We start from the raw sequence: 22981 nt of genomic DNA on the forward strand, positions 1-22981 counted from the left end.
CTATTTATTATCTGGTGGAGCGTAGAATAATTATAATGATCTCGAAAATATTATTTTAATAATAGGATAGATATTATCTACAATACATATGAAAAACTTAAACTATTGATAATCTTGCAACAAGCAACTCTCATATCGAAGCTATAGATGACTCAATTTCTACATAAGTAAAACTCGCTGCCCGAAGTACTTTCTAAAGAACAACTTAACGTTGTGTACTACCAGATTACGTCTAACCTGTAAAAGCTAACAGTATTTTGTTGGCAATAATTTATGTTATTTATCTATAGAACTGTAATTCAAGTCACTTGAACAGGTAGCATGGTCACAATCCCCCCTGATTTCTCAATCTCAACAGATGGTTTTATTCGGATGAATGAAAACCAGCTTATGAATTACCCCCTCCAGCACCTTCTATCTATTGTTGAAACTACACAAATTGAAGATTCTCAAATTCTATATTGTGGGTTTACTGAATGGGCAACATCACGGAGCCCAGCTTTAAGTACCGGATGGGACTGGGAATTTATTGAGAACAATGGAATTGCTAGCTTAAAGCGAATTGGACTACCTCGAAGCAATATCATGATTGTTGATGTTTCTGGTACAGATATTGGATTTGATGTTACTGAAACATTAATCGAAAAAAAAATAGATTCTTTGTTTTGGGAACAGTTCATTTATGCTCAAATCAATACAACGCAAACAAAGACTAAATTAAGTCCAAATTTCTCTTAGAAACCTGTAAATTCTTACAGTTACCACCTTTTCAGCTGTCGAGTAAAGTCGCCTGAAAAATAAGTGGAAGCACTTGTAATGAATGTTATTGCTGGATTCCAAAACAATTTTTCAGAAGTCCTATATACCAAATTTAAAAGTTATCGCTACAAGGTATTTGTTGAACATTTGGGTTGGGAGTTGAACTGTCCAAATAATGAAGAACTAGATCAATTTGATAAAGTCGATACAGCTTACGTCGTCGCTCAAGATAGAGAGTCCAATATTATTGGCTGTGCCAGACTACTACCCACGACTCAGCCCTATTTACTGGGTGAAATATTTCCTCAATTAATGAATGGAATGCCTATTCCTTGCTCACCAGAAATTTGGGAATTATCAAGATTTTCAGCCGTAGATTTCTCGAATCCGCCGACCTCTGCTAATCAAGCAGTGTCATCCCCAGTCTCTATTGCTATTCTGCAAGAAGCGATCAACTTTGCAAGAAAACAAGGTGCAAAACAACTCATTACGACCTCACCTCTTGGGGTAGAGCGGTTATTACGTGCCGCGGGTTTTCGCGCCCATCGTGCAGGACCGCCAATGGCTATCGATGGATATGCCATGTTTGCATGCTTAATTGAAGTGTAGTTTGTTAAATCAAAGTCTAGAAATATTGATGACATTGTAAAATTATAAAGATGAGGGTCATGAGTTCGAGTCTCGTTTCACTCATTAAATTTCAAAAGCCCTAGTCAAAAGATTAGGGCTTTTTTCTATTTAAAGCATTAAACTTAATATTAAGAATGCTCAGTAATTTTGGTTTTCAAATTTAATTCTGATTTCTTATGGTAAGCCTCATCAGTTTTAGTCTGCCAATCACGTGGCATAAATGAAGTCGATATAATCGCAACGATAGCCATAGATCCAATATAAATCATAATTAAGTAAGGATTACCCTGCCCGATACTTAAAAGTTTCGTCGCAATTAGCGGGGCTAAACCACCACCAAGTACCCCAGCTAGCTGTACCGAAATTGAGATTCCGCTATAACGGATTTCTGCCGGAAATTGACGAGCAAAAAGCTGAGCCTGTGGTGCATACATAATCGGGAAAACCACACCAATCGCTAAAACAATTGCCGTCCAGACCAATACCGGATCTTTAGTGTTGAGCATGGTAAAAAATGGATAGCAATAAAGTGCCAATATGCATAAACCAAACATAAACATATTGCGTTGACCGACTTTATCTGACAAATGTCCACATAACGGCGTCATAAATAGAATGACCACAGCACCGCAAATGGTGGCAAATAAAATGTCCTGACGTGGAATCCCAAGTTGAGCAGTGGTGTAAGCCAACGTAAAGGTTGAAGCAATATAGAACCATGCATTCTCAGCAGCACGCGCCAAAATAATCGTGATGAGCTGCTTCGGATGATTTTTAAAAACTTGTAAGGCAGGGACTTTAACTTCCTCGGACTGCTGTTTTACTTTTTCAAAGTCTGGTGACTCTGGTACTTTCACTCGAATGTACCAGCCTACTGCCAGTAAAATAATGCTGGCAAGAAATGGTAAACGCCAACCCCAGCTAAACAGTGCTTCTTCAGGTAATAACGAAACCAGTCCCAGTGCGATTGAGGCTAGCATTAAGCCACCACCCGTACTGGCTTGAGGTAAGCTTCCCCAAAACCCTTTACCGCCTTCAGGTGCATGTTCAACGGCCATAAGCACTGCACCACCCCATTCACCACCCATTGCCATACCTTGAATGAAGCGCAAGACAACTAAACCGATTGCAGCCCAGTAACCAATTGACTCGTAAGTCGGTAATAAGCCAATGAGAACTGTCGGAATCCCCATCAACATTAACGTTAGCAACAACATCGACTTACGGCCAATCTTGTCACCAAAATGACCAAAGACTAAACCACCTAATGGACGCCCAATAAAGCCAACGGCATAGGTGGCAAATGCAGCAAGCACACCCGTAAGGGCATCTAGATTTGGGAAAAATAATTTATTAAAGATAAGAGCTGCTGCTGCGCCATAAATAAAGAAGTCATACCACTCAATGGTGGTGCCGACCATGCTAGAGATGCCTGCTAATCGATGTGATGACTTTTTAGTATGTGAACCGTTTCCTTGTATTGTTTGCATCGCAATTTCCTTTCTTGGATTTTCTTGTTTTGTCTTTTTTATGCTTATGACCAGCCCTGACCATAAGCATTTTCAGGTCTCACTTTATCTCCTTAAGCTTTTTTGTTTTTTGTAATACGGTTTAGCTCAATTTTTCTAAAATTTGCTCTAGCTCCGCATTACGTTCTTGCCACTGTGGTTGTTTATCTTTATCGACAATGAGCGCACGAACACCTTCAATAAAGTCGCCATGCTCAAACCAGATATCCTGTAAATCACGCTCAAGCTGCATGCACTGCGGCAAAGAGAGTCCTCGCCCTAAATGTTGCAGTTTCAAACTCGTTTGTTTGGCAATAAATGAACGTTGCTGCAAAATGCTGAGCATCTTGCTAGTCCAAGTCTTTAAGCTTTCATCTTGTTCATTTTCAAGACTTTGTTCAATTTCATCTAAATGCTGAAAACCGAAATGTTTACGAATACCTTCCGCCAATTGTTTTAATTCACTTTCGGCAGGACTAGTAATAAATCGAGTAATGATCTGCTCAATTCCTTCTTTACTTAAACTTGGCGTATCAACAAGTGCTTCTTGCAATGTTTGTAACTGCTCGCTTGGCACATGGTAGTCAATTAAATCGAGATAGAGTGCATCGCTACTACTGATCTGCTCACCCGTAATTGCCATATAAACGCCGATATCATCAAGTCGAGACAGGAAGTGTGTTGCTCCAACGTCTGGGAAAAAACCAATCGCTGTTTCAGGCATAGCAAATCTGGACTTTTCACTGCTCACGACAATATGACAAGCCTGAGCTAAACCAAAACCACCACCTAACACATAGCCATCGAGTACAACGATAACTGGCTTTTCATATTCACGCAGCGTGGTCAGCATTTTATATTCGGCACTAAAGTAGCCTTTATAGTCAGCCGTACCATTTTTATAACTGTCGTAGAGATATCGGATATCTCCACCTGCACAGAAGGCTTTCGGGCTATTTGACTTAATTAACACTGCCTGAACAGCATCATCATTTCGCCACAGTTCCAATTGGGCACCAATGCCTTCAATCATATCTAGTGACAATGCATTGAGATGAGTCACACGGTCTAAGGTAATAATGCCCAACTTACCTTGTTGCTCAATCATTAAGTGATTTTCTGTATTCATTTTATTGATCTCTTATTGATTTTTAAAATTTGGCTGGCGTTTTTCAACGAAAGCCTGCATTCCTTCTTTTTGGTCAGATGTCGCAAAAATTGAATGGAACATACGTCGCTCAAAGCGTAAACCTTCGGTGAGATTCACTTCATAAGCTCGGTTAATCGTTTCTTTGAGCATCATGTTTGCAGTTAAAGATCGTGCTGCAATTTTTTCTGCGGCTTGCAGGGTTTGTTCAAGTAATTCTTCTTTACTAAAAACACGTGCAACCAGCCCACTTTGCTCTGCTTCTACTGCGCCCATTTGCCGCGCTGTAAAGCACATTTCCATTGCTTTGGCTTTACCAATCGCATGAGTTAAGCGTTGTGTACCACCAATACCTGGAATTACGCCTAAAGTAACTTCGGGTAAGCCAAACTTGGCATTATCGGCACAATAGATAAAGTCACACATAAGCGCCAATTCACAGCCACCACCCAACGCATAGCCGCTAACAGCAGCAATTAAAGGTTTACGGCGCTGCGCGATACGGTCTGCAAGATGGAAAAAGTCATCAAAATAAATATCAGGAAATGCTAAATCAGCCATTTCTTTAATGTCTGCACCAGCGGCAAAAGCTTTTTCTGAGCCTGCTAATACCATGCAGCCAATTTCGCGGTCTTTTTCGAGCTGATCTAATGCCTGATTAATCTCACTAATTAATTCACTATTTAAGGCATTGAGCGCTTGAGGGCGATTTAATGTAATCAGTCCAACCCCATTACGCTTTTCTAATAAAATACTTTGCCACTGCATGATTTATTCCTTGTTCTGGTTTTATAGACTACGTGCGATGACTAAACGTTGAATATCGCTCGTGCCTTCATAAATTTGACAAATTCTGGCATCGCGGTAGATACGCTCAATTGGGAAGTCTTTGAGATAGCCATAGCCACCAAACACTTGTAAGGCGCTCGAACACACTCGCTCCGTCATTTCCGAAGCAAATAGCTTGGCCATTGAGGCTTCATTTAGACACGGTTGCCCTGCTTCTTTTAAACGTGCAGCGTAGTGAACAAGTTGTCTGGCAGCTTCAATTTCGGTTGCCATACTAGCAAGGCGAAAAGCGATAGCTTGGTGCTCAAAAATCGGTTTGCCAAAAGTAATACGCTCTTTGGCATAGCGAGTCGCTTCTTCGAGCGCCGCACGTGCTAGACCTACTGCTTGTGCAGCAATACCAATACGTCCACCTTCTAAATTGGCAAGTGCAATTTTTAAACCTTCGCCTTCTTTGCCAAGCATGAGACTTTTATGAATGCGCACATCGGTCAGAGCAATCTGACACGTATCGGATGCATGGAGGCCTAGTTTTTCTTCAACACGAATGACTTCATAGCCCGGTGTCTCGCGTGGGACTAAAAAAGCACTAATCCCTTTTTTACCTGCACTTGGGTCAGTGACTGCAAACACAATAATCACGCCTGCATTGTTGCCAGAGGTAATAAACTGCTTGGCTCCATTTAAAATGTAATCGTCGCCATCTTTCACCGCTCGGGTTTTAAGAGCCGCCGCGTCTGAGCCTGTATGCGGTTCAGTTAAGGCAAAAGCACCGATCATTTCACCTTGCGCCAAAGGTTTTAAAAAACGCTCTTTTTGCTCATCGGTACCAAATTTTAAAATAGGCACACAGCCAACCGAGTTATGTACACTCATGATGGTTGAGGTTGCGCCATCTGCTGCCGCAACTTCTTCGAGGGCTAGCACATAGGCTAAGTTACCCGTGTCTGAACCGCCCCATTGTTCTGAAACAAGCATGCCCATAAAACCAAGTTGCCCCATTTGAGCCAAGGTTTCCTTTGGGAATGTCCCGTCTCGATCCCAATCGCTGGCATTGGGCTTGATTTGTTCTTGGGCGAAACTTTTCGCCATATCACGAATGAGTAATTGTTCTTCGGTAAATTGCATTATTATTTCCTTTACCCTGCTTTAGCTTGTTGTTTAGCAATTTCTTGATTACGCAATAAAAAGCGCTGAATTTTACCACTTGGAGTTTTAGGTAATTCACTCACAAATTCAACTAAACGTGGGTACGCATGTGCAGAAAGTCGTCTTTTAACAAATTGGCTGAGTTGTTCAGCAAGTGCATCTGAAGGTTGAGCATCGGCAGCTAAAATCACGAATGCTTTAACGACTTCGGTACGATCTGGGTCAGGCACACCAATCACTGCGGCCTCAATCACTGCATCATGTTCAAGCAAAGCGCTTTCTACATCAAAAGGTCCAATGCGATAACCCGATGTGGTGATCACATCATCACTGCGTCCAACAAAGCTCATGCTGCCATCGGCATGTAACTCGGCAGTGTCGCCAGTTAAATAGTAATGACCAATGAAAGGCGATTTTCGGCTTTCTTTATAGCCATCGAACCACATCATTGGAGACTGGCTAATGTCGACCGCTAAAATTCCCGGTGTATCTGGCGGAAGTTCTTCACCTTGTTCATTGACAATCGCAACACGGTAGCCCGGACTTGGGAAACCTGCTGAACCGGCATGGATTTCATGTTTTAAACCATGATGATTACACACCACCATGCCCACTTCGGTTTGTCCGTAGTGATCATAAATCGGAGCATCAAGGACTTGTTTAAACCAGCGAATCACTTCTGGGTTAAGCGGCTCACCTGCACTGCTCACGACGCGGAACTGCCCTTTTAACGGCGCCATTTGTGCTGGATCAGCCGCCATCATCATACGGTAGGCCGTCGGTGCACCTGCCAAATTGTTAATTTTATAATCTTTCACAATTTGACATAGGCTATCTGTGCTGAAACCACCTTCATAAAACAAAGTAGCGTGGCCTAAAAATAACGGCCCCGTAATCGCATAGTACAGACCATAAGCCCAACCCGGATCTGCAATATTCCAGAACGAATCTTCTTCGGTTAAACCAATGGCATCTTGCATATATCGACCAACGGCAATCAGTGCTTTTAACGGCACTTCCAAGGGTTTCGCTGGCCCTGTAGTCCCTGAAGTAAACATCAATAAAAATGGATCTTGGATGCTACGCATGACCAAATCGCATTGATCAGACTGCTGCTTCACTTCATTCCAAAAGTTAAAATCACCAGCTTTGAGCGGAGTACCTTGCACATCGGCAACCGTCACAATTGGAGGGCAATTCTCAATTTCATCAAGCTTGCTGCGGTTACCTACATCGGTCACCACCAACTTGCTTTGTGCAAGCTGAATACGGTGCTCAATCGCCTTTGGGCCAAATGCAGTAAATAACGGTTGATAAACTGCACCAATTCGCCAAGCTGCAAAAATAGTCACGATCAGTTCAGGTGTTCTTGGTAATAAACCTGAAATACGGTCACCTGCTTTCACACCTTGTGATTTTAAAAAGTTCGCAAATTGACTCGACCATTCTTTTAATTCACGGAAGGTGTATTGCTCTTTTCGCCCGTCTTTTCCTTGCCAATACAGCGCAATTTTTTCGCCATCTGCATGTCGATCACAGCATTCATAACAAGCATTTAAAGCATTGAGTGAACCTGATAACATTTTTTTTGCAGTACTTTCCAAATCGAAAGCCTGTGCAGCATTTTGATAATCCATCATATCTTTTCCCTCAGTCCGGATTTGTTGTTATTCACGACAGGGTTTAATTGAGTTAAAGCCATCCTTTGGCTTTGCCGTTATGCCTCTTGAGGCAGGTATTGCTGAATAATGCTCGAAAAATCGAGATTGGCATTACCACGCATGCACATTTGCTGATAGAGCTGCTGCACCATACCACCGAGTAAAATCGGCTGCTTAACTTGGCCTGCAGCTTCGACAGCAAGTCCTAAATCTTTCAACATCAGCTGAGTTGCAAAGCCGTCTTGATAGCCTCTAGATGCTGGCGCATTTTCATTAATATGTGGCCATGGGTTACACACATCCGAACTCCAGCAACGACCACTTGAGCTATTAATTACGCCTGCCAATGCTTGCGGGTCAATGCCTAGCTTCACACCAAGTGCCATACCTTCGGCAACGGCAGCCATTGAAATACCCAAGATGAGGTTATTGCAAATTTTAGCAATTTGACCTGCACCAACCTCACCACAATGAACAATATTTTTGCCCATGTGGCTGAGCACAGGTTTCACTTCATTAAAGGTTTGCTCATCGGCACCCACCATAAAGGTTAGAGTCCCCGCTTGAGCACCAATGGTCCCACCTGAGACTGGTGCATCACAGATTTTAATATTTTTGCTATGTGCAACAGCAGCAATATCTTTAATGGTTTGCGGATCAATGGTACTGCTATCAATGCATAAGCTACCTGCTTTTAGCACTTCCAAGACACCATTTTCACCTAAGTAAACTTCTTTAACGTGCTTTGCAGCAGGTAACATGGTAATGACCACATCTGCTTGTTTCGCGGCTGCCTGTGGGCTGTCACATACCACGCCACCTGCCTCGGCGAAGTGCTGAATAGCAACTTCACTGAGGTCATAACCATAAACTTTGATTCCGGCTTTAAGTAGGTTATGGGCCATTCTGCCGCCCATATTTCCTAGACCGATAAAGGCGATATTCATCCGTGATCCCCTTAACGTAAACTAATGGTTGTGTTTACTGTACCAACTTCATGGCTGTCTTCAAACCAGCGACTAGTAATGGTTTTGGTTTGGGTGTAGAACTGTACAGCCTGTTTGCCATATGGCCCCAAATCACCCAGTTTTGAGCCTCTTGAACCCGTAAAACTAAAGAAAGGTACTGGCACAGGAATTGGAATATTGATACCCACTTGACCAATATCAATGAGGTTTTGGAAAGTACGTGCAATCGCACCGCTTTGTGTGAATAGACCTACACCGTTACCAAATGGGTTGGCATTGATTAAAGCAATCGCTTCCTCAAGGGTGTCTACACAAATAATGGAAAGTACAGGGCCAAAGACTTCTTCTTTATAAATACGCATGTCGGTATTTACGCCGCTAAAAATCGTTGCACCTACAAAGTTGCCCGATTCATAGCCTTGAACTTGAACATCGCGACCATCGAGTAGTAGTTCTGCGCCTTGCTCAACACCGCTATTAATCAAATCAATTACACGCGCTTTCGCACGTTTTGAAATGACAGGGCCAATATCGGTATTCGGCTCATGGCCTGCATTCACTTTTAAGGTTTTCGCTTTTTCGACTAACTCTTGAATCCACTGTTTACTTTCACCTACCATGACTGCAACCGACAATGCCATACAGCGTTGCCCCGCTGCACCAAATGCTGCACCGACTAAGGCATTTAAGGTTTGTTCTTTATTGGCATCTGGCATAACGGCAACATGGTTTTTTGCACCCATCATCGACTGCACACGTTTGCCATGTTGCCCTGCAAGGTTATAAACATGCGTTCCAACCGCAGTTGAGCCAACAAATGAAATCGCTTTAATATCTTTGTGCGTACACAAACGGTCAACCACTTCTTTACCGCCATGCACAACGTTGAGCACACCTGCTGGAACACCTGCTTGAATCGCAAGTTCAACGAGCATCATGGTTGATAACGGATCTTGTTCTGATGGTTTTAAAACAAAGGTGTTGCCACAAACGATTGCCATTGGGAACATCCACAGTGGAATCATCGCTGGAAAGTTAAACGGCGTAATGCCAGCACACACACCCAAAGGTTGCTGCAAAGTATAAGTATCTACACCACGTGCCACACCCTCGACATATTCACCCATTTGTAAGGTGCCTATTGAACAAGCATGTTCAACCACCTCTAAACCACGTTGAATATCGCCTTCAGCATCTGCCAAGGTTTTGCCTTGTTCAGCCGTCAGTACTTGCGCAATTTCCTTCATGTTGGCACGGATTAAGTCTTGCAACTTAAGCATGATGCGCATACGTGCTTGAATTGGAGTTTGACGCCAAGACGCAAAAGCATCTTGTGCAGCTTGAATAGCAGCATCGACTTCTTGAACCGTTGCAAATGGTACGCGACCAATCACTTCTTGAGTCGCAGGGTTAATAATGTCTTGCCATTCCTGTGTTTTAGATTCGATAAAATTTCCGTTAATGAGTAACTTAGCGGTTTCCAATTCGATTTTTTGGATTGTGTTCATAACCTCTCCGTAGGCCATATTTTTATTGTGTTCAATTGTTAGAAAATACTTTTTGATCGTATTTTCTTTATTTCAGTTTCAATTGAGACTAACAAAGAAATCTTTGACCACCAACGCAAATTCATGCACGATTGATGTGCAAATATGCACAGGGATTACAATAAAAATGAAAGTGGATTGGGATCATCTACATTTTTTTCTGGTTTTAGCTCGTACTAAAACTCTAACCAATGCTGCGCGTATTATTGGGGTAGAACATAGTACGGTTGCAAGACGGATTCAGGCCCTAGAACTTGCTTTGGGTACAACGCTCTTTAAGCGTGAAGCGACTGGATATGAGTTGACACCTGAAGGGATGGCACTTGTTCCTCGAGTTGAGCAAATGGAACAAGCTTTCTTACAAATTGAAAAACCACATCAACCTTTGCAAGGTCGTGTGCGAATTGGCACACCTGAAGGCTTTGGAACTGCGTTTTTAGCCCGCTTACTGGCTGAGTTCTCGATACAATATCCACTGCTTACCATCGACCTGATTCCAGTGCCGAAAATGATTAAGCTCTCACACCGTGAAGCCGACATTGTGGTGTCAATTGACCGCCCCACTTCTGGGCCATATATCATTACGCGCTTGTCTGACTATTGTTTAAAGATTTATGGTAGCCAAAACTATCTAGCTCAGAACCCACCTATTCGTGGTTTAGAAGATTTAACCCAACATCGCTTTGTGAATTATATTGATGATCTGGTCTATAGCCCCGAGCTGTACTGTTTAGAACGATTGCCCTTAAAGCTCAATGCAAATTTCCGGAGTAGCAGTATTTTGGCTCAACAAATTGCGGTGAGTGCTGGTGCAGGGCTTGCAATTTTGCCCAAGTTTTTGGCAGATGATAAACCAGAACTTGAAGAAGTTTTAGAGCAACAAGTTCGCTTTACCCATACGTTCTGGATGTTGACCTTTGTTGATTTACAACATGAACCACGCATCAAATTAGTTTGGGATTATCTACGTAAGCAAGCCGATAAATATCAACATTTATTGGTTGATTAAAGAGTCTAAATAAAAAAGCCAATCATGATTGATTGGCTTTTTTGAAATTATTAATCATTAATCAAAAGTTTCTTGGCCTAGTTTCTTCATGCGCGGTTTATAAAACACATGATAGCTAACGCCTAAAACAACTAGCCATAATGGACTAACATATACCGCTTTTAAGGTATCTGGTTCTAATGCCAAAATCACTAAAGTGAACAAGAAAAATGCAATGACAACATACGCCATCAACACCCCACCCGGCATTTTAAAGGTCGATTTAGCATGTAACTCTGGACTCAACTTACGGTAACGTAAATAGCACGCCATGATCAGAAGCCATACGCTAATAAAGAGAATCACACAGAGTGAACTTGCCAAAGTAAATGCTTCCATCGTGTTTGGAACAAAGTACTGCAACACTGCCCCGCCCATAATGAAAATACATGAGAAGATTAAACCATTTGAAGGTACGGCACGTTTTGATAAACGCCCCAAGGCACTTGGCGCCTGACCATCTTTCGATAAACCGAACAGCATACGACTGGTTGAAAACACACCGCTGTTCATAGAGGACATCACCGAAGACAGCACAACTAAGTTCATAATGATGGCAGAAACTGGAATACCTGCATTTAAAAACAACTCAACAAACGGGCTTTTATCTGCGCGAATGTGATCCCATGGTGTCACTGACATCACCACAAAGAGTGCTAACACATAGAATAAAATAATACGAATTGGAATCGCGTTAATCGCTTTCGGTAGATTTTTCTCTGGATCTTTCGTTTCAGCAGCCGTTGTACCAATCAGTTCAACGCCAATAAAGGCAAACACGGCAATCTGGAAACCTGCCAAAAATCCGCTTACACCTTTTGGAAATATGCCGCCATGCGACCACACATTACTTACACTCACAACCTCTCCATGTGGAGCTTGAAAATGAGTGAGGATCATGTAACCACCGACTCCAACCAGGCCAATAATGGCCAAAATCTTAATAAGTGCGAACCAGAATTCAACTTCACCAAACAACTTCACCGTAAGAAGGTTAAGCCCTAAAATGAATAGTACACAGCCTGCACTAATCATGGCCTGTTGCATTGGTGAGAAACTGGCGCCTTCGGGCAGCCAGAAACTTAAATAGTTAATGACCGCAGACAAATCAGCAATACCGACCAGTACCCAGCCTAACCAATAAGTCCAGCCTATATAATAGCCAGCCCATGGTCCGATCAAGTCATAAGCCATATCGACAAATGATTTATAATGTAAGTTGGCAAGCAGTAGTTCACCCAATGCGCGCATCAGAAAAAAGAACATGCCACCAATTAACATGTAAATCACAAGAATTGAAGGACCAGCGAGGGAGATGGTTTTGCCCGAGCCCATAAATAAGCCGGTTCCAATTGCACCGCCAATTGCAATCATTTGTAGATGGCGATTATTTAATTTCCGTTGTAAATGATCAGGGGAGCCTGCCTCATCTGGATGATGAACCATTGTCATATTAGAAGTCCTTTTTATATTTTGCTTAACTTAAAATCAGCAACCTATAGGGAGAAAAACGAACCGTATATCGTGGGTTGCTGAGTCTATACCTCAGGACAAGATGTTCAAGTATATTTTTCCTTAATTGATAAATCGTTTGTCCTGTTTTTTAAGTCACATTATTTATGTAATGCCTTCACGGCAATTTTAATTAACATATCTGGATTCTCCAGATTAGCCGGAGTGTAGCATGCGATAATGCTATATGTACTTTTCCAGTACCCTCAAAATCGCACCATTGACTCAAAAATAAACAATATTATTCCGATAAAAAATCGAAAGAAAATAAAAAAAGCCAATCATGATTGATTGGCTTTTTATTAAAACTTAATGATCATTGACGAGTTCACGTCCTAGTTTTTTCATGCGTGGTTTATAGAGCACATGATAAGTGACGCCTAAAATAACCAACCATACTGGACTGACATATAGTGCTTTTAAAGTATCTGGCTCTAATGCCAAGATCACCAAAGTGAAAAGCATAAATGCCAGAACTATATAGCTCATCCAAACACCGCCCGGCATTTTGAAAGTCGATTTTTCATGTAATTCAGGACGTAATTTACGATAGCGTAAATAGCACACCATGATGAGACTCCAGACACTAATGAATAGAATCACACAGAGTGAACTTGCCAAAGTAAATGCTTCCATCGTGTTTGGAACAAAGTACTGAAGTACTGCCCCACCCATAATGAAGATACAAGAGAAAATCAAACCATTTGAAGGTACTGCACGTTTTGATAAACGACCAAATGCACCCGGTGCCTGACCGTCTTTTGATAAACCGAAGAGCATACGGCTGGTTGAAAACACACCGCTGTTCATTGAAGACATCACCGAAGATAGCACCACCAAGTTCATGATGATGGCAGAAACCGGAATACCCGCATTTAAGAATAACTCAACAAACGGGCTTTTATCTGCGCGAATGTGATCCCATGGTGTTACTGACATCACAATAAATAGTGCCAATACATAGAACAAAATAATACGTATCGGAATCGCGTTAATTGCTTTTGGTAAATTCTTCTCTGGATCTTTCGTTTCAGCAGCCGTTGTACCTACAAGTTCAACCCCGACAAAAGCAAACACGGCAATCTGGAAACCAGCCAAGAAGCCTTCAGTACCTTTCGGGAATAAACCACCATGCGACCAAACATTACTCATGCTTGCTACAGCACCCTGTGGCGCTTGGAAATGGCTGAAAATCATGTAACCACCCACTCCGATCAGGCCAATAATCGCCAAAATCTTGATAAGTGCAAACCAAAATTCAATTTCACCAAACAAACGTACTGTCAGTAGGTTAAGACCCATCACAAACAACACACAGCCTGCACTAATCATGGCTTGTTGAGTTGGAGAAAAGCTCGCGCCATCGGGCAGCCAGAAACCTAAATAGTTGATGACCGCTGAAAGGTCCGCAATACCCACCAGCACCCAACCTAACCAATAGGTCCAGCCCAAATAATAACCAGCCCATGGACCAATCAGGTCATGAGCCATATCCACAAAAGATTTGTAATGCAGATTTGCAAGGAGCAACTCGCCCATTGCACGCATTAAGAAAAAGAACATTCCTCCAATGATCATATAGATCAAAAGGATTGAAGGACCTGCGAGGGAGATAGTTTTACCTGAGCCCATAAATAGGCCAGTTCCAATCGCACCGCCAATTGCAATCAGTTGTAAATGACGGTTAGACAGTTTTCGTTGCAGATGATCAGGAGAGTTTTCTGTATCTGAATGACGAGCCGTTGTCATATTAAAATTCCTTTTTTGAATTCCTTTGTTAAGATCAGCAACCTATGGCGAAAATCGAACCGTATGCCATAGGTCACTGAATCTGTTCACCAAAAAATGACTGGATAAACCGTACCTATCTTCCTTCTGTTAGATACATCATCATTTTTGGAGTAAAAACGAATTACTTTTGTGCTGCCGTCACGGCAATTTCAATGAGCCAGTCTGGATTAACCAAATCGGCCTGAATTGTGGCACGCGATGGAGCAACACACCCTTTTAACCAGTCAACCCAAATGGCATTTACGGCTGAAAAGTCAGAAAGATTTTTTAAATAGAGCTGTGCAGAGAGCAAGCGAGATTTATCGGTATCGGCAAGCGCCAAAAGTTCATCAATCGTTGCAAGAATTTCACGAGTTTGGCCTGCCACGTCTTGCTCGGTATTTTTAGGTACCTGACCTGACAAATAAACCACTTTGTTAAAAACAGTCACGGCGCTCATGACTTCATTGCTATTGATCTTTTGTATATCTGAATTAGACATTCGGATTTCCTTATACCTGATTAATAAATTGAACACGGGCGGTAACGGCACACATCAGTTCATAACCCACCGTACCGGATGAAACTGCGACATCATCAATAGGCAAAATAACGCCTGTACTTGATTGTCCCCAGAGCACCACTTCGCTGCCGACTTTGGCATTTTCAATACCCGTTAAATCGACTGCCAACATATCCATGCTGACGCGGCCGACTGTACGAGTGCGTACAGAGTCCACTAAAACAGGCGTGCCTGTCGGTGAAATTCGCTGATAACCATCGGCATAGCCACAAGCGACAATCCCAATCGTCATTGGTTGCTCTGCGACAAAGTTTGAGCCATAACCTACGCTTTCATTCGCATCTAAATGCTGAATGGAAATAATTTCACTGCATAAACTCATGGTGGGTTGTAACCCCCAATCGGCAATACTATGCGTTGGGTAGTCTGGCGAGCTGCCATAAAGCATGATGCCGCTACGTGCATAATCTGATTTGAGCTGGTCTTGATAACGCAGAATTGCCGCGCTATTACTTACAGATCTTTCGCCCGGTAAATCTTTAATATTTTCTTCAAATGCACTGATTTGATAATCAATACCCTGCTGACCGAAACGTTCTCCATCTGCATCTGAAAAATGCATCATGTGCGTAATCTTGGAGACGTTTGCTAAATTATTTAAACGTTCCCATGCCTGAACATACTGCTGTGGTTTAAAACCAAGACGGTTCATACCACTGTTCATTTTTAGGCAAATATCAAATTGAGCTGGATAAGGATGCTTTTGAACCCACTCAATTTGCTCTTCACTGTGAATGGTGAAACTAAGCTGATACTGCACACAATCAAATAAGTCTTGAGGAGAAAAAATCCCTTCGAGCAACAAAATTGGACCTGTCCAACCTAGAGCACGAATTCGTTTTGCTTCATCAAGATCAAGTAAGGCAAAGCCATCTGCTGCTTTAAACGCTTCATAGACACGTTCAATTCCATGTCCATAAGCATTGGCTTTTACAACGGCAAAAACCTTACTGTTTGGCATAGCCTTGCGTACCACCGCCAAGTTATTTTGCAAGGCTTGACGGTGGATGACTGCGGTAATAGGACGAGGCATGATTTATTTCCTAACGTCCGTTATGCAGCATGTGCGTGTGAATAGCGCTGAATTGAAAGACCATCAGTACTGATTTCAGTCTTATGATTCAATACGATGTCACTGATTAATTTTCCTGAACCACACGCCATTGTCCAACCTAAAGTACCGTGGCCTGTGTTCAAGAACAGATTTTTAAAGCGGGTCGCACCAATAATCGGTGTACTGTCTGGTGTCATTGGACGTAAACCCGTCCAGAAAGAAGCCTGTGCCATATCACCCCCCGGGAACAAGTCCTGAGTCACCATTTGCAAGGTTGCACGGCGGTCTTCATTTAAACCTAAATTGAAGCCACTTAACTCTGCCATTCCACCTACACGAATACGTTGGTCAAAACGAGTAATCGCGATTTTGTAAGTTTCATCAAGCACCGTAGATTGCGGAGCAAAAGCAGGGTCAACAATAGGAATCGTCAACGAGTAACCTTTCACAGGATATACAGGTAACTGTAGATCGAGTGGTTTCAAGAAATCACGTGAATAACTACCAAACGCTAAAACATAACGATCTGCGGTTAAGACTTTACCATTGACCTGAACGCCCTTAATTTCATCACCTTCAACAATCAATTTTTCTACGTTCTGGTTGAACTGGAAGTTAACCCCCAGCTCTTTAGCAATTTGAGCTAAAGCATTGGTAAATAAATAACAGTCGCCTGTCTCATCATTTGGTAAATGCAAACCGCCAACCAGTTTATCTTGGGTATTTGCCAAAGCCGGCTCTACACGACCAAGCTCATTGCCATTTAATAATTCGTAACTTACGCCACACTCTTGTAGCACGCTAATGTCGCGTTGAACCGCTTCCATTTGCGCTTCTTTACGGAATAACTGCAAAGTGCCTTTCGCACGGTTTTCGTAATTAATGCCTGTATCTTTTCTGAGTTCACGTAAGCAGTCACGGCTGTATTCAGCCACACGCATCATACGTTCTTTGTTCACAGCATAACTTTGTGGATTACAGTTTTTCAGCATTTGCGCCATCCACTGTAACTGCCACATGCTGCCATCTAAATTAATAGCAAGCGGTGCGTGGTGTTGGAACATCCACTTCACAGCTTTAAAAGGAATTCCTGGTGCTGCCCAAGGGGTCGAATACCCAGGCGAAATTTGACCTGCATTACCAAAACTTGTTTCTTCAGCAGGACCTGACTGGCGATCAAGAACAGTGACCTCAGCTCCTTGTTGAGCTAGATAATAGGCACTTGCCACTCCGATAACGCCGCTACCTAATACAATTACGCGCATTTCCATTCCCTCACGCACACCAGTTTATTTAACTAGTATATTTCCGCCTCAATAGTTTATTTCACTGTTTTTTGGGCTATAATCTAGGTAAATTTATGTTTTTATCACAAGAATTTTAAAAAAAGAGGAAATATCTATGCGCCCCCTAGATCGTATAGATCGCATGATTCTGGATATTTTGCAGCGTGAAGGACGAATTGCGATCAGTGAATTGGCATCGAGAGTCAACCTGTCGACCACCCCCTGTTCAGAGCGTGTCAAACGACTTGAACGCGATGGCATCATCATGGGTTATTTCGCACGACTAAACCCAGCTTATGTAGACCGTAATCTGCTCGTTTTTTTAGAAATTAAACTATCTGCCAAATCTGGCGATGTATTTGATCAAGTTGCCAGAGACTTAGTCGAGATTCCTGAAGTACTCGAATGTCACCTCATTTCAGGTGAATTTGACTACCTTGTAAAAGCCCGATTAAAAGAAATGAGTGCTTACCGCCGCTTATTGGGTGATCTGTTAAAGAAACTCCCCGCTTCGGCATCTTCACATAGTTATGTGGTCATGGAAGAAGTTAAAGAAACTCTATATCTAGATGTGAGTAAGTAAAGCGAGGCCACTATTGAACTCGCTTTACCCACATTTTGAACATTAGAAATATTTTAAAATCGAAATATGTTTATTTTGATGTTTGAATTTTGAGAACCATTTAACAGCAGGATAAAGCGCAAAAGACAACACAATCGTGATTAACCACAGCATCCACACATGGTTAACCGACAAATAATTGCCATGGTTGACTCCCCATATACTGAACGCAAATACATACATCAGTTTCAACACATATAAATGCAGTAAATAAAAGAACATAGGCACCGAACCAAACACCACCAATGGTTTTAAAAATGTATATTGCTGCATACGTTCAAAAGCAACCAGCATAATTAAACCGATTCCAACATTCAGCAAAATAAACAGCAAAGACGGTGGATACTTGGTAAGGTTAAAAAAGCTCATTAAAGTGAGTTGTAATGACTCAAAATGCTGCCACGGCTGGTCACCATAGATATTGATAAAACGCAGTAAAACAAACAATCCAATACTTGCCAGTCCGGTACTCAATAAATAGCGGCTTCTTTGCTTTGCAGTATATTTTGAACTAAAGAATTGGCCTAAAACATAACCCAGCAAAATAACACCAATCCAAGGCAAAACAGGATAGCTTGTTCTGAGCTTTATACCTGCAAACTCAATCCAGCCACGCTCATGTAAAACGAACCATATATTCTGTAAAAAACCATTTGTAAAATGCACTGAATCTAAAAAGTTGTGCCCAAAAATAATCACTAAAGCTGCGCCAGTAAGAACAGGTAAAGGTAAACTCACACAGCCTGCCAACACCACCATGCTAATACCAATCGCCCATATCACCTGTAAATAAATGACTTCTGGTGGAAAAGTTGCTGTCCAAGCAAAGTTCACCAATGTCAGCTCTAACACAATTAAAAATAGACCGCGCTTCAATAAAAACGCACGGGTTTGCTGTAAATCCTGTTTTTTTGAATGAAATAAAAAAGCCGAAATACCTGTTAAAAGAACAAAAACCGGAGCACAAATATGTGCCAATAACCGACTACCAAATAATGCAGGTTCAGTCACTGTTACATCCATTGGATCTATGACCTGCTTATGCAAATAGAAAGTTTCTCTTACATGGTCGAGCAACATAATCAATATGACCAAACCACGTAAGGCATCAATCGACTGTAAACGCTCAATATTTTTTTCTAAAGCCATAGCGATAATCAATAAAATAATGTAACGTTATACTATTACATTTAATTCCTTTTGTCTTTCATGGCTGCTCATTTATGCAACACAAATTAGGTTTGTTGTCTTCCTTAGGTCTATCGTTTATATCGACACTCAGTTGGGGAGAAGAAACGTCAACGGTACTGGCAACCATACGCGTTCAGGCTGAAGCTACCCAAGAAGATGTAAGTCAAAATAGTTCAGCGACTAAATTTTCCCATGATGTTTTGGACGTCCCTTTTAATCGTGCTTTTGTTTCTAAGCAGGTGATGGAACAACAAGACGTTCAGCGCATTGATGATGCATTAACCTTAGTCAGTGGGGTTTTTCATCAGAATAATTATGGTGGTGGTTTTTGGGATAATTACTCTTTCCGTGGTTTTAGTGGTGATCCAAATTTAGGGGCTACCATGATCCGTAATGGTTTGAGTGTAAACAGAGGTGTTAGTGCTCCCAAAGAAATCGTAAATATTGAGTCTTTAGAATTTTTAAAAGGACCAATGGCTGCACTATATGGTCGCGGCGAAACAGGAGGTTTGCTTAACCTCAACAGTAAAAAGCCACAGTGGGAAAGCGAAAGTGAACTTAACCTACGCGCCAATAGCCAAGAACAATATCGAATTAGTCTGGAACATACCGCGCCTATTAACGATGAACTGGCCTATCGTGTAGCAGTGGCTCATGAAGATAATCAAAGCTTTCGTGATCATGTCAGTAGTGAACGCTGGTTCTTTTCACCACAGCTCACATGGAAAATTTCAGACCAGACTCAACTCGACTTTGATAGTGAATTTACCCAGCACAAAGGAACCTTTGACCGTGGGGTAAGCACCGTTAATCACCAGTTTGTGATGGACCCGAAAACCTTTACGGGTGAATCTGATGACGGCGATATGAAAGTAAAAGATTACTTTTACCAGTTGCGTCTTAGTCACGAGTTTAATCCTGACTGGAAACTGAATAGTGCCGTCAGTTATAAAGATGCTCAAATGGTCGGCTTTTCGACCGAACCACGACGCATACAAGCCGATGGTCGTACTTTAGAACGTCAACGCCGCTATCGTGATTATCAAAGTGAAGATGTGCTGGCTCAGACAGAATTACTTGGCAAAATTGATACATCTTGGGCTCGACATGAAATTTTACTTTCAACTGAACTTGGTCAACTCGACTATCAACAATATCAACTCCGTCGTAACCATGACTCAAATTCCCCCACTACAATAAACACAATTGATATTTACCAACCTGAATATGGGAAATATTTACCAGATTTAGCACCGTTCACCAACACCAAAGAACAGCAACGTTACTTTGCTCTTAATGTACAAGATCAAATCTTTTTTAATGATCAATGGAGTGTGCTTTTCGGCAACCGTTTTGATCAGGTCGAACAAGACTTTAAAAATCACCTGACTCAGACCGAAAGCAACCAGACCCTTCATCAAAATAGCCCACGTTTCGGAGTAAATTTTAAAGCCTCTGACCAATGGGCATTTTATACAAACTATGGTCGCTCATTTGCGATGAATAGTGGTATGAACCGAAATGGTCAAACGTTTGCTCCTGAAAAAGGCGAAAGCTACGAGGTTGGTACAAAATATAAGATTAACGACCAAAGTGTACTCAGCCTTGCTCTGTTTAAAATGAAAAAACAAAATGTGCTGACAACAGATCCAATCGACAGTGCATTCCAAACAGCCGCTGGTGAAGTTAGCAGTAAAGGGATTGAATTTGACTTCAATAGCCAGCTCAATGATCGATGGCTCGTCAATGCCAACTATAGTTATACCGATGCTCAAATTGAAAAAGACCAAGACCTAGCTAAAGGTGCTCGTCTTAGCAATGTTCCAAAACACCAAGGTTCAATCAGCACCAATTATGAATTTCTGCAAGAAGGCACGAAAAAGGCAGGCATAGGTGCCAACCTCACTTATGTGGGTGAGCGCAGTGGTCATAACATTGATAATGGCTTTAATTTACCGAGTTATACGCTCATGAATTTAAATGGCTACTACGCCCCATCTGACCGCTTACGTTATCAGCTGAATGTAAATAACTTGTTTGATAAAACCTACTATGTCTCAAGCTATAGCGATTTATGGGTTCAACCGGGTGAACCACTCAATGCCTCAATTTCGGCACAGTGGAAATTTTAATTCATCTATAAAATAAAAAAGCCCGAATCATTTTCGGGCTTTTCATTAAAACATACCGTTTTCATTGACGAGTGGGTCAGGCTGTATTTGCCCAATGTCCCAAAACTCAGCAATTTTTCCATTTTCAAAAAGACAAATGTGAACCACTGCCAAGGTTGTTAACCCGTTCATTTGCATTTCAATTTTAGAATGCACAGCAACTAAATCACCATCTTCAATGACATGTTGAACTTCAAAGAAGTTACATCACCCGCATAATAAGGGTTGTGATGCTTGAAGTTAGGCGTGGTGTAATTGCTATAGGCTTCATCGACTTCACCAGCTGCGGCAAGCTCTAAAAACCGTACAGCAATTTGTTTTTGAGATAAGTTCATGATTATCTCCTACCCGTTATTTTAGACCTTACTGTAACAGGTCATCTTCTTCGTCGCCTTCCTCGAAGACATAAGCCATACAGCCCCATCCATCATATTCACCCTGAAATTTTTCAGCGATGCTGGCAAACCATTGTTCTAAGTCAACAATGTCTGAATAGTCGGGTTCCATATTAACGAAGATCGTAATAATCCATTCATTTGGCTCAACTGCATCATCTTGAAAGAGTGAAACCTTTTGTTCTTGGTACAGTAAATAGAGTGCACATTGCTCTGCATTTTTCTGATCTTGAAAAGCAATAGAAAATTCAATTTCATGTAGATCGGTTAAATCATCCCCGTCTTCAGCCATTTGCCAAAGTACATTGCCGTTATCGTCATCTGGAAATTGTTCGTAATCACGAGTCATAATATGATCCCTTGTTGTTGTTGCCGTATTAATATTATTCGGCATTAAGAATACCCGACTTTTATTGCAGTTTGGGTATATATTCCGTTCCCAATTGCATCAAATTAATTTTTTTAATTATATAAATTTTAAAAAGGCGCCTGCGATTCAATCACCACATCGGTTCCATTTAATGGATGCTGAAAAGCCAGATATGCAGCATGTAGCGCCATACGGTTTAAGTGAAATTGCTTTGGTTCAGGGTGATATAACTTATCACCCATAATCGGATGTCCAATATGCATCATGTGTACACGTAGCTGATGTGAACGCCCTGTTACTGGTTCTAGTAAAACACGAGTTTGGTCAGTGTGGGCATCATAAACTAGAGGCTGAAATAAGGTTTTGGCATGTTTGCCCAACTCAAAATGCACGATTTGTCTCGGGCGATTTTCCCAATCGGTAATGAGCGGAACTTCAACAATACCCTCTTCCGCGACTTGGCCTTGCACCAAAGCAATATAATGTTTTTTGACTGTTCTGGCCTGAAACATTTTACTTACCGCAACTTCTGCATCGCGATGCTTTGCAAACATAAGCAAACCCGAAGTCGCCATATCTAAACGATGCGTAACCTTAGCCAAAGGGAACTTTTCAAGTATGCGTAAATAGGCACTATCATGATGTTCAGGCAACCTCCCCATAACCGACAATAGACCCGCAGGTTTATCAACCACGACCAAATCGTCATCTTCAAATAAAATTGAAAGCGGATCTTGTGGCGGAGCATAAACAAAGTTGTCGTTTAAAGGCATTGTCGTAGAAACAGCAAGGGAGCATGGCGGCAGATCATAAAGAAATTT

General features: G+C 41.8%; 20 protein-coding genes and 1 pseudogene. 5 read left to right on the forward strand and 16 right to left on the reverse strand.

Going from position 1 to position 22981, the window contains the following annotated elements:
• Window positions 1-321 precede the first annotated feature (321 nt).
• Together ASF86_RS17345 and abaI are read left to right on the forward strand one after the other, a co-directional pair.
• A complete protein-coding gene (locus ASF86_RS17345; RefSeq protein ID WP_056483997.1) occupies window positions 322-738 on the forward strand; it encodes a DUF4902 domain-containing protein in 417 nt (138 codons plus the stop codon).
• A 63-nt stretch (window positions 739-801) separates the two neighbouring features.
• Entirely contained in the window at window positions 802-1368 is a 567-nt protein-coding gene (gene abaI / locus ASF86_RS17350; protein ID WP_081407757.1) for an acyl-homoserine-lactone synthase AbaI, read from the forward strand.
• 149 nt (window positions 1369-1517) lie between these two features.
• On the opposite strand, the gene ASF86_RS17355 is transcribed toward abaI, so the two are convergent.
• From ASF86_RS17355 to ASF86_RS17385, 7 genes are all read right to left on the reverse strand, one after another.
• Window positions 1518-2879 carry an MFS transporter gene (locus ASF86_RS17355; protein ID WP_056484003.1) on the reverse strand — a complete coding sequence of 454 codons (1362 nt, stop codon included), beginning with the start codon at window positions 2877-2879 and terminating at the stop codon, window positions 1518-1520.
• A 121-nt stretch (window positions 2880-3000) separates the two neighbouring features.
• A complete protein-coding gene (locus ASF86_RS17360; RefSeq protein ID WP_017391544.1) occupies window positions 3001-4026 on the reverse strand; it encodes an enoyl-CoA hydratase/isomerase family protein in 1026 nt (341 codons plus the stop codon).
• A 12-nt stretch (window positions 4027-4038) separates the two neighbouring features.
• On the reverse strand, window positions 4039-4812 hold the full coding sequence (locus ASF86_RS17365; protein ID WP_003655631.1) for an enoyl-CoA hydratase: 774 nt from the start codon (window positions 4810-4812) through the stop codon (window positions 4039-4041).
• A 21-nt stretch (window positions 4813-4833) separates the two neighbouring features.
• Complete coding sequence (locus ASF86_RS17370; protein WP_017391545.1) at window positions 4834-5961, reverse strand: acyl-CoA dehydrogenase family protein; 1128 nt, start codon at window positions 5959-5961, stop codon at window positions 4834-4836.
• Window positions 5962-5972: 11 nt separating this feature from the next.
• Window positions 5973-7622, reverse strand: coding sequence for an AMP-binding protein (locus tag ASF86_RS17375; RefSeq protein ID WP_017391546.1), 1650 nt, complete (start codon window positions 7620-7622; stop codon window positions 5973-5975).
• A 77-nt stretch (window positions 7623-7699) separates the two neighbouring features.
• The gene (gene mmsB / locus ASF86_RS17380) at window positions 7700-8590 is read right to left on the reverse strand and encodes a 3-hydroxyisobutyrate dehydrogenase (protein ID WP_003655640.1); all 891 of its coding nucleotides are present in this window, start codon (window positions 8588-8590) and stop codon (window positions 7700-7702) included.
• Between the two features lie 11 nt (window positions 8591-8601).
• Window positions 8602-10119, reverse strand: coding sequence for a CoA-acylating methylmalonate-semialdehyde dehydrogenase (locus ASF86_RS17385; RefSeq protein WP_056484006.1), 1518 nt, complete (start codon window positions 10117-10119; stop codon window positions 8602-8604).
• 166 nt (window positions 10120-10285) lie between these two features.
• On the opposite strand from ASF86_RS17385, the gene ASF86_RS17390 reads away from it, so the two are divergent.
• Window positions 10286-11167, forward strand: coding sequence for a LysR family transcriptional regulator (locus tag ASF86_RS17390; RefSeq protein ID WP_056484009.1), 882 nt, complete (start codon window positions 10286-10288; stop codon window positions 11165-11167).
• A 57-nt stretch (window positions 11168-11224) separates the two neighbouring features.
• Here ASF86_RS17390 and ASF86_RS17395 read toward each other — a convergent pair whose 3' ends face one another.
• The 5 genes from ASF86_RS17395 to ASF86_RS17415 all read right to left on the reverse strand — a co-directional run bounded on the left by ASF86_RS17395 (window position 11225) and on the right by ASF86_RS17415 (window position 17390).
• The gene (locus ASF86_RS17395) at window positions 11225-12652 is read right to left on the reverse strand and encodes an amino acid permease (RefSeq protein ID WP_081407769.1); all 1428 of its coding nucleotides are present in this window, start codon (window positions 12650-12652) and stop codon (window positions 11225-11227) included.
• 375 nt (window positions 12653-13027) lie between these two features.
• Window positions 13028-14467: an amino acid permease gene (locus tag ASF86_RS17400; RefSeq protein ID WP_005049120.1), complete on the reverse strand. Its 1440-nt coding sequence runs from the start codon at window positions 14465-14467 to the stop codon at window positions 13028-13030.
• Window positions 14468-14630: 163 nt separating this feature from the next.
• Window positions 14631-14990 (reverse strand): RidA family protein, encoded by a 360-nt coding sequence (locus ASF86_RS17405; RefSeq protein WP_056484015.1) that lies wholly within the window; start codon window positions 14988-14990, stop codon window positions 14631-14633.
• Between the two features lie 10 nt (window positions 14991-15000).
• Complete coding sequence (gene alr / locus ASF86_RS17410) at window positions 15001-16104, reverse strand: alanine racemase (RefSeq protein ID WP_056484018.1); 1104 nt, start codon at window positions 16102-16104, stop codon at window positions 15001-15003.
• Window positions 16105-16124: 20 nt separating this feature from the next.
• Window positions 16125-17390 (reverse strand): D-amino acid dehydrogenase, encoded by a 1266-nt coding sequence (locus tag ASF86_RS17415; RefSeq protein WP_056484021.1) that lies wholly within the window; start codon window positions 17388-17390, stop codon window positions 16125-16127.
• A gap of 136 nt (window positions 17391-17526) precedes the next feature.
• Between ASF86_RS17415 and ASF86_RS17420 the strand changes: the two genes are divergently transcribed.
• Window positions 17527-17994: an Lrp/AsnC ligand binding domain-containing protein gene (locus ASF86_RS17420; protein WP_003655656.1), complete on the forward strand. Its 468-nt coding sequence runs from the start codon at window positions 17527-17529 to the stop codon at window positions 17992-17994.
• Window positions 17995-18036: 42 nt separating this feature from the next.
• Here the strand turns inward: ASF86_RS17420 and ASF86_RS17425 are convergent, their stop codons facing one another.
• On the reverse strand, window positions 18037-19182 hold the full coding sequence (locus tag ASF86_RS17425; protein WP_056484024.1) for a DUF1624 domain-containing protein: 1146 nt from the start codon (window positions 19180-19182) through the stop codon (window positions 18037-18039).
• A gap of 74 nt (window positions 19183-19256) precedes the next feature.
• Here ASF86_RS17425 and ASF86_RS17430 point away from each other — a divergent pair, with 74 nt between their 5' ends.
• Window positions 19257-21356, forward strand: a complete 2100-nt coding sequence (locus ASF86_RS17430) for a TonB-dependent receptor (protein WP_056484027.1) — start codon at window positions 19257-19259, stop codon at window positions 21354-21356.
• A gap of 45 nt (window positions 21357-21401) precedes the next feature.
• Here ASF86_RS17430 and ASF86_RS17435 read toward each other — a convergent pair.
• From ASF86_RS17435 to ASF86_RS17445, 3 genes and pseudogenes are all read right to left on the reverse strand, one after another.
• A pseudogene (locus tag ASF86_RS17435) lies at window positions 21402-21730 on the reverse strand (nuclear transport factor 2 family protein).
• Window positions 21731-21758: 28 nt separating this feature from the next.
• On the reverse strand, window positions 21759-22139 hold the full coding sequence (locus ASF86_RS17440; protein WP_016139626.1) for a ribonuclease E inhibitor RraB: 381 nt from the start codon (window positions 22137-22139) through the stop codon (window positions 21759-21761).
• A gap of 128 nt (window positions 22140-22267) precedes the next feature.
• A complete protein-coding gene (locus ASF86_RS17445) occupies window positions 22268-22933 on the reverse strand; it encodes an RluA family pseudouridine synthase (RefSeq protein ID WP_056484030.1) in 666 nt (221 codons plus the stop codon).
• Window positions 22934-22981 lie beyond the last annotated feature (48 nt).

The organism is Acinetobacter sp. Leaf130, assembly GCF_001423205.1.
Taxonomy (GTDB): Bacteria; Pseudomonadota; Gammaproteobacteria; order Pseudomonadales; family Moraxellaceae; genus Acinetobacter; species Acinetobacter calcoaceticus.

Coding starts and splice junctions, on each gene's coding strand:
- ASF86_RS17345 (WP_056483997.1), top strand. CDS start 322: ATGGTCACAATCCCCCCTGATTTCTCAATCTCAACAGATGGTTTTATT.
- ASF86_RS17355 (WP_056484003.1), bottom strand. CDS start 2,879: ATGCAAACAATACAAGGAAACGGTTCACATACTAAAAAGTCATCACAT.
- ASF86_RS17360 (WP_017391544.1), bottom strand. CDS start 4,026: ATGAATACAGAAAATCACTTAATGATTGAGCAACAAGGTAAGTTGGGC.
- ASF86_RS17365 (WP_003655631.1), bottom strand. CDS start 4,812: ATGCAGTGGCAAAGTATTTTATTAGAAAAGCGTAATGGGGTTGGACTG.
- ASF86_RS17370 (WP_017391545.1), bottom strand. CDS start 5,961: ATGCAATTTACCGAAGAACAATTACTCATTCGTGATATGGCGAAAAGT.
- ASF86_RS17375 (WP_017391546.1), bottom strand. CDS start 7,622: ATGATGGATTATCAAAATGCTGCACAGGCTTTCGATTTGGAAAGTACT.
- mmsB (WP_003655640.1), bottom strand. CDS start 8,590: ATGAATATCGCCTTTATCGGTCTAGGAAATATGGGCGGCAGAATGGCC.
- ASF86_RS17385 (WP_056484006.1), bottom strand. CDS start 10,119: ATGAACACAATCCAAAAAATCGAATTGGAAACCGCTAAGTTACTCATT.
- ASF86_RS17390 (WP_056484009.1), top strand. CDS start 10,286: ATGAAAGTGGATTGGGATCATCTACATTTTTTTCTGGTTTTAGCTCGT.
- ASF86_RS17395 (WP_081407769.1), bottom strand. CDS start 12,652: ATGGTTCATCATCCAGATGAGGCAGGCTCCCCTGATCATTTACAACGG.
- ASF86_RS17400 (WP_005049120.1), bottom strand. CDS start 14,467: ATGACAACGGCTCGTCATTCAGATACAGAAAACTCTCCTGATCATCTG.
- ASF86_RS17405 (WP_056484015.1), bottom strand. CDS start 14,990: ATGTCTAATTCAGATATACAAAAGATCAATAGCAATGAAGTCATGAGC.
- alr (WP_056484018.1), bottom strand. CDS start 16,104: ATGCCTCGTCCTATTACCGCAGTCATCCACCGTCAAGCCTTGCAAAAT.
- ASF86_RS17415 (WP_056484021.1), bottom strand. CDS start 17,390: ATGCGCGTAATTGTATTAGGTAGCGGCGTTATCGGAGTGGCAAGTGCC.
- ASF86_RS17420 (WP_003655656.1), top strand. CDS start 17,527: ATGCGCCCCCTAGATCGTATAGATCGCATGATTCTGGATATTTTGCAG.
- ASF86_RS17425 (WP_056484024.1), bottom strand. CDS start 19,182: ATGGCTTTAGAAAAAAATATTGAGCGTTTACAGTCGATTGATGCCTTA.
- ASF86_RS17430 (WP_056484027.1), top strand. CDS start 19,257: ATGCAACACAAATTAGGTTTGTTGTCTTCCTTAGGTCTATCGTTTATA.
- ASF86_RS17440 (WP_016139626.1), bottom strand. CDS start 22,139: ATGACTCGTGATTACGAACAATTTCCAGATGACGATAACGGCAATGTA.
- ASF86_RS17445 (WP_056484030.1), bottom strand. CDS start 22,933: ATGCCTTTAAACGACAACTTTGTTTATGCTCCGCCACAAGATCCGCTT.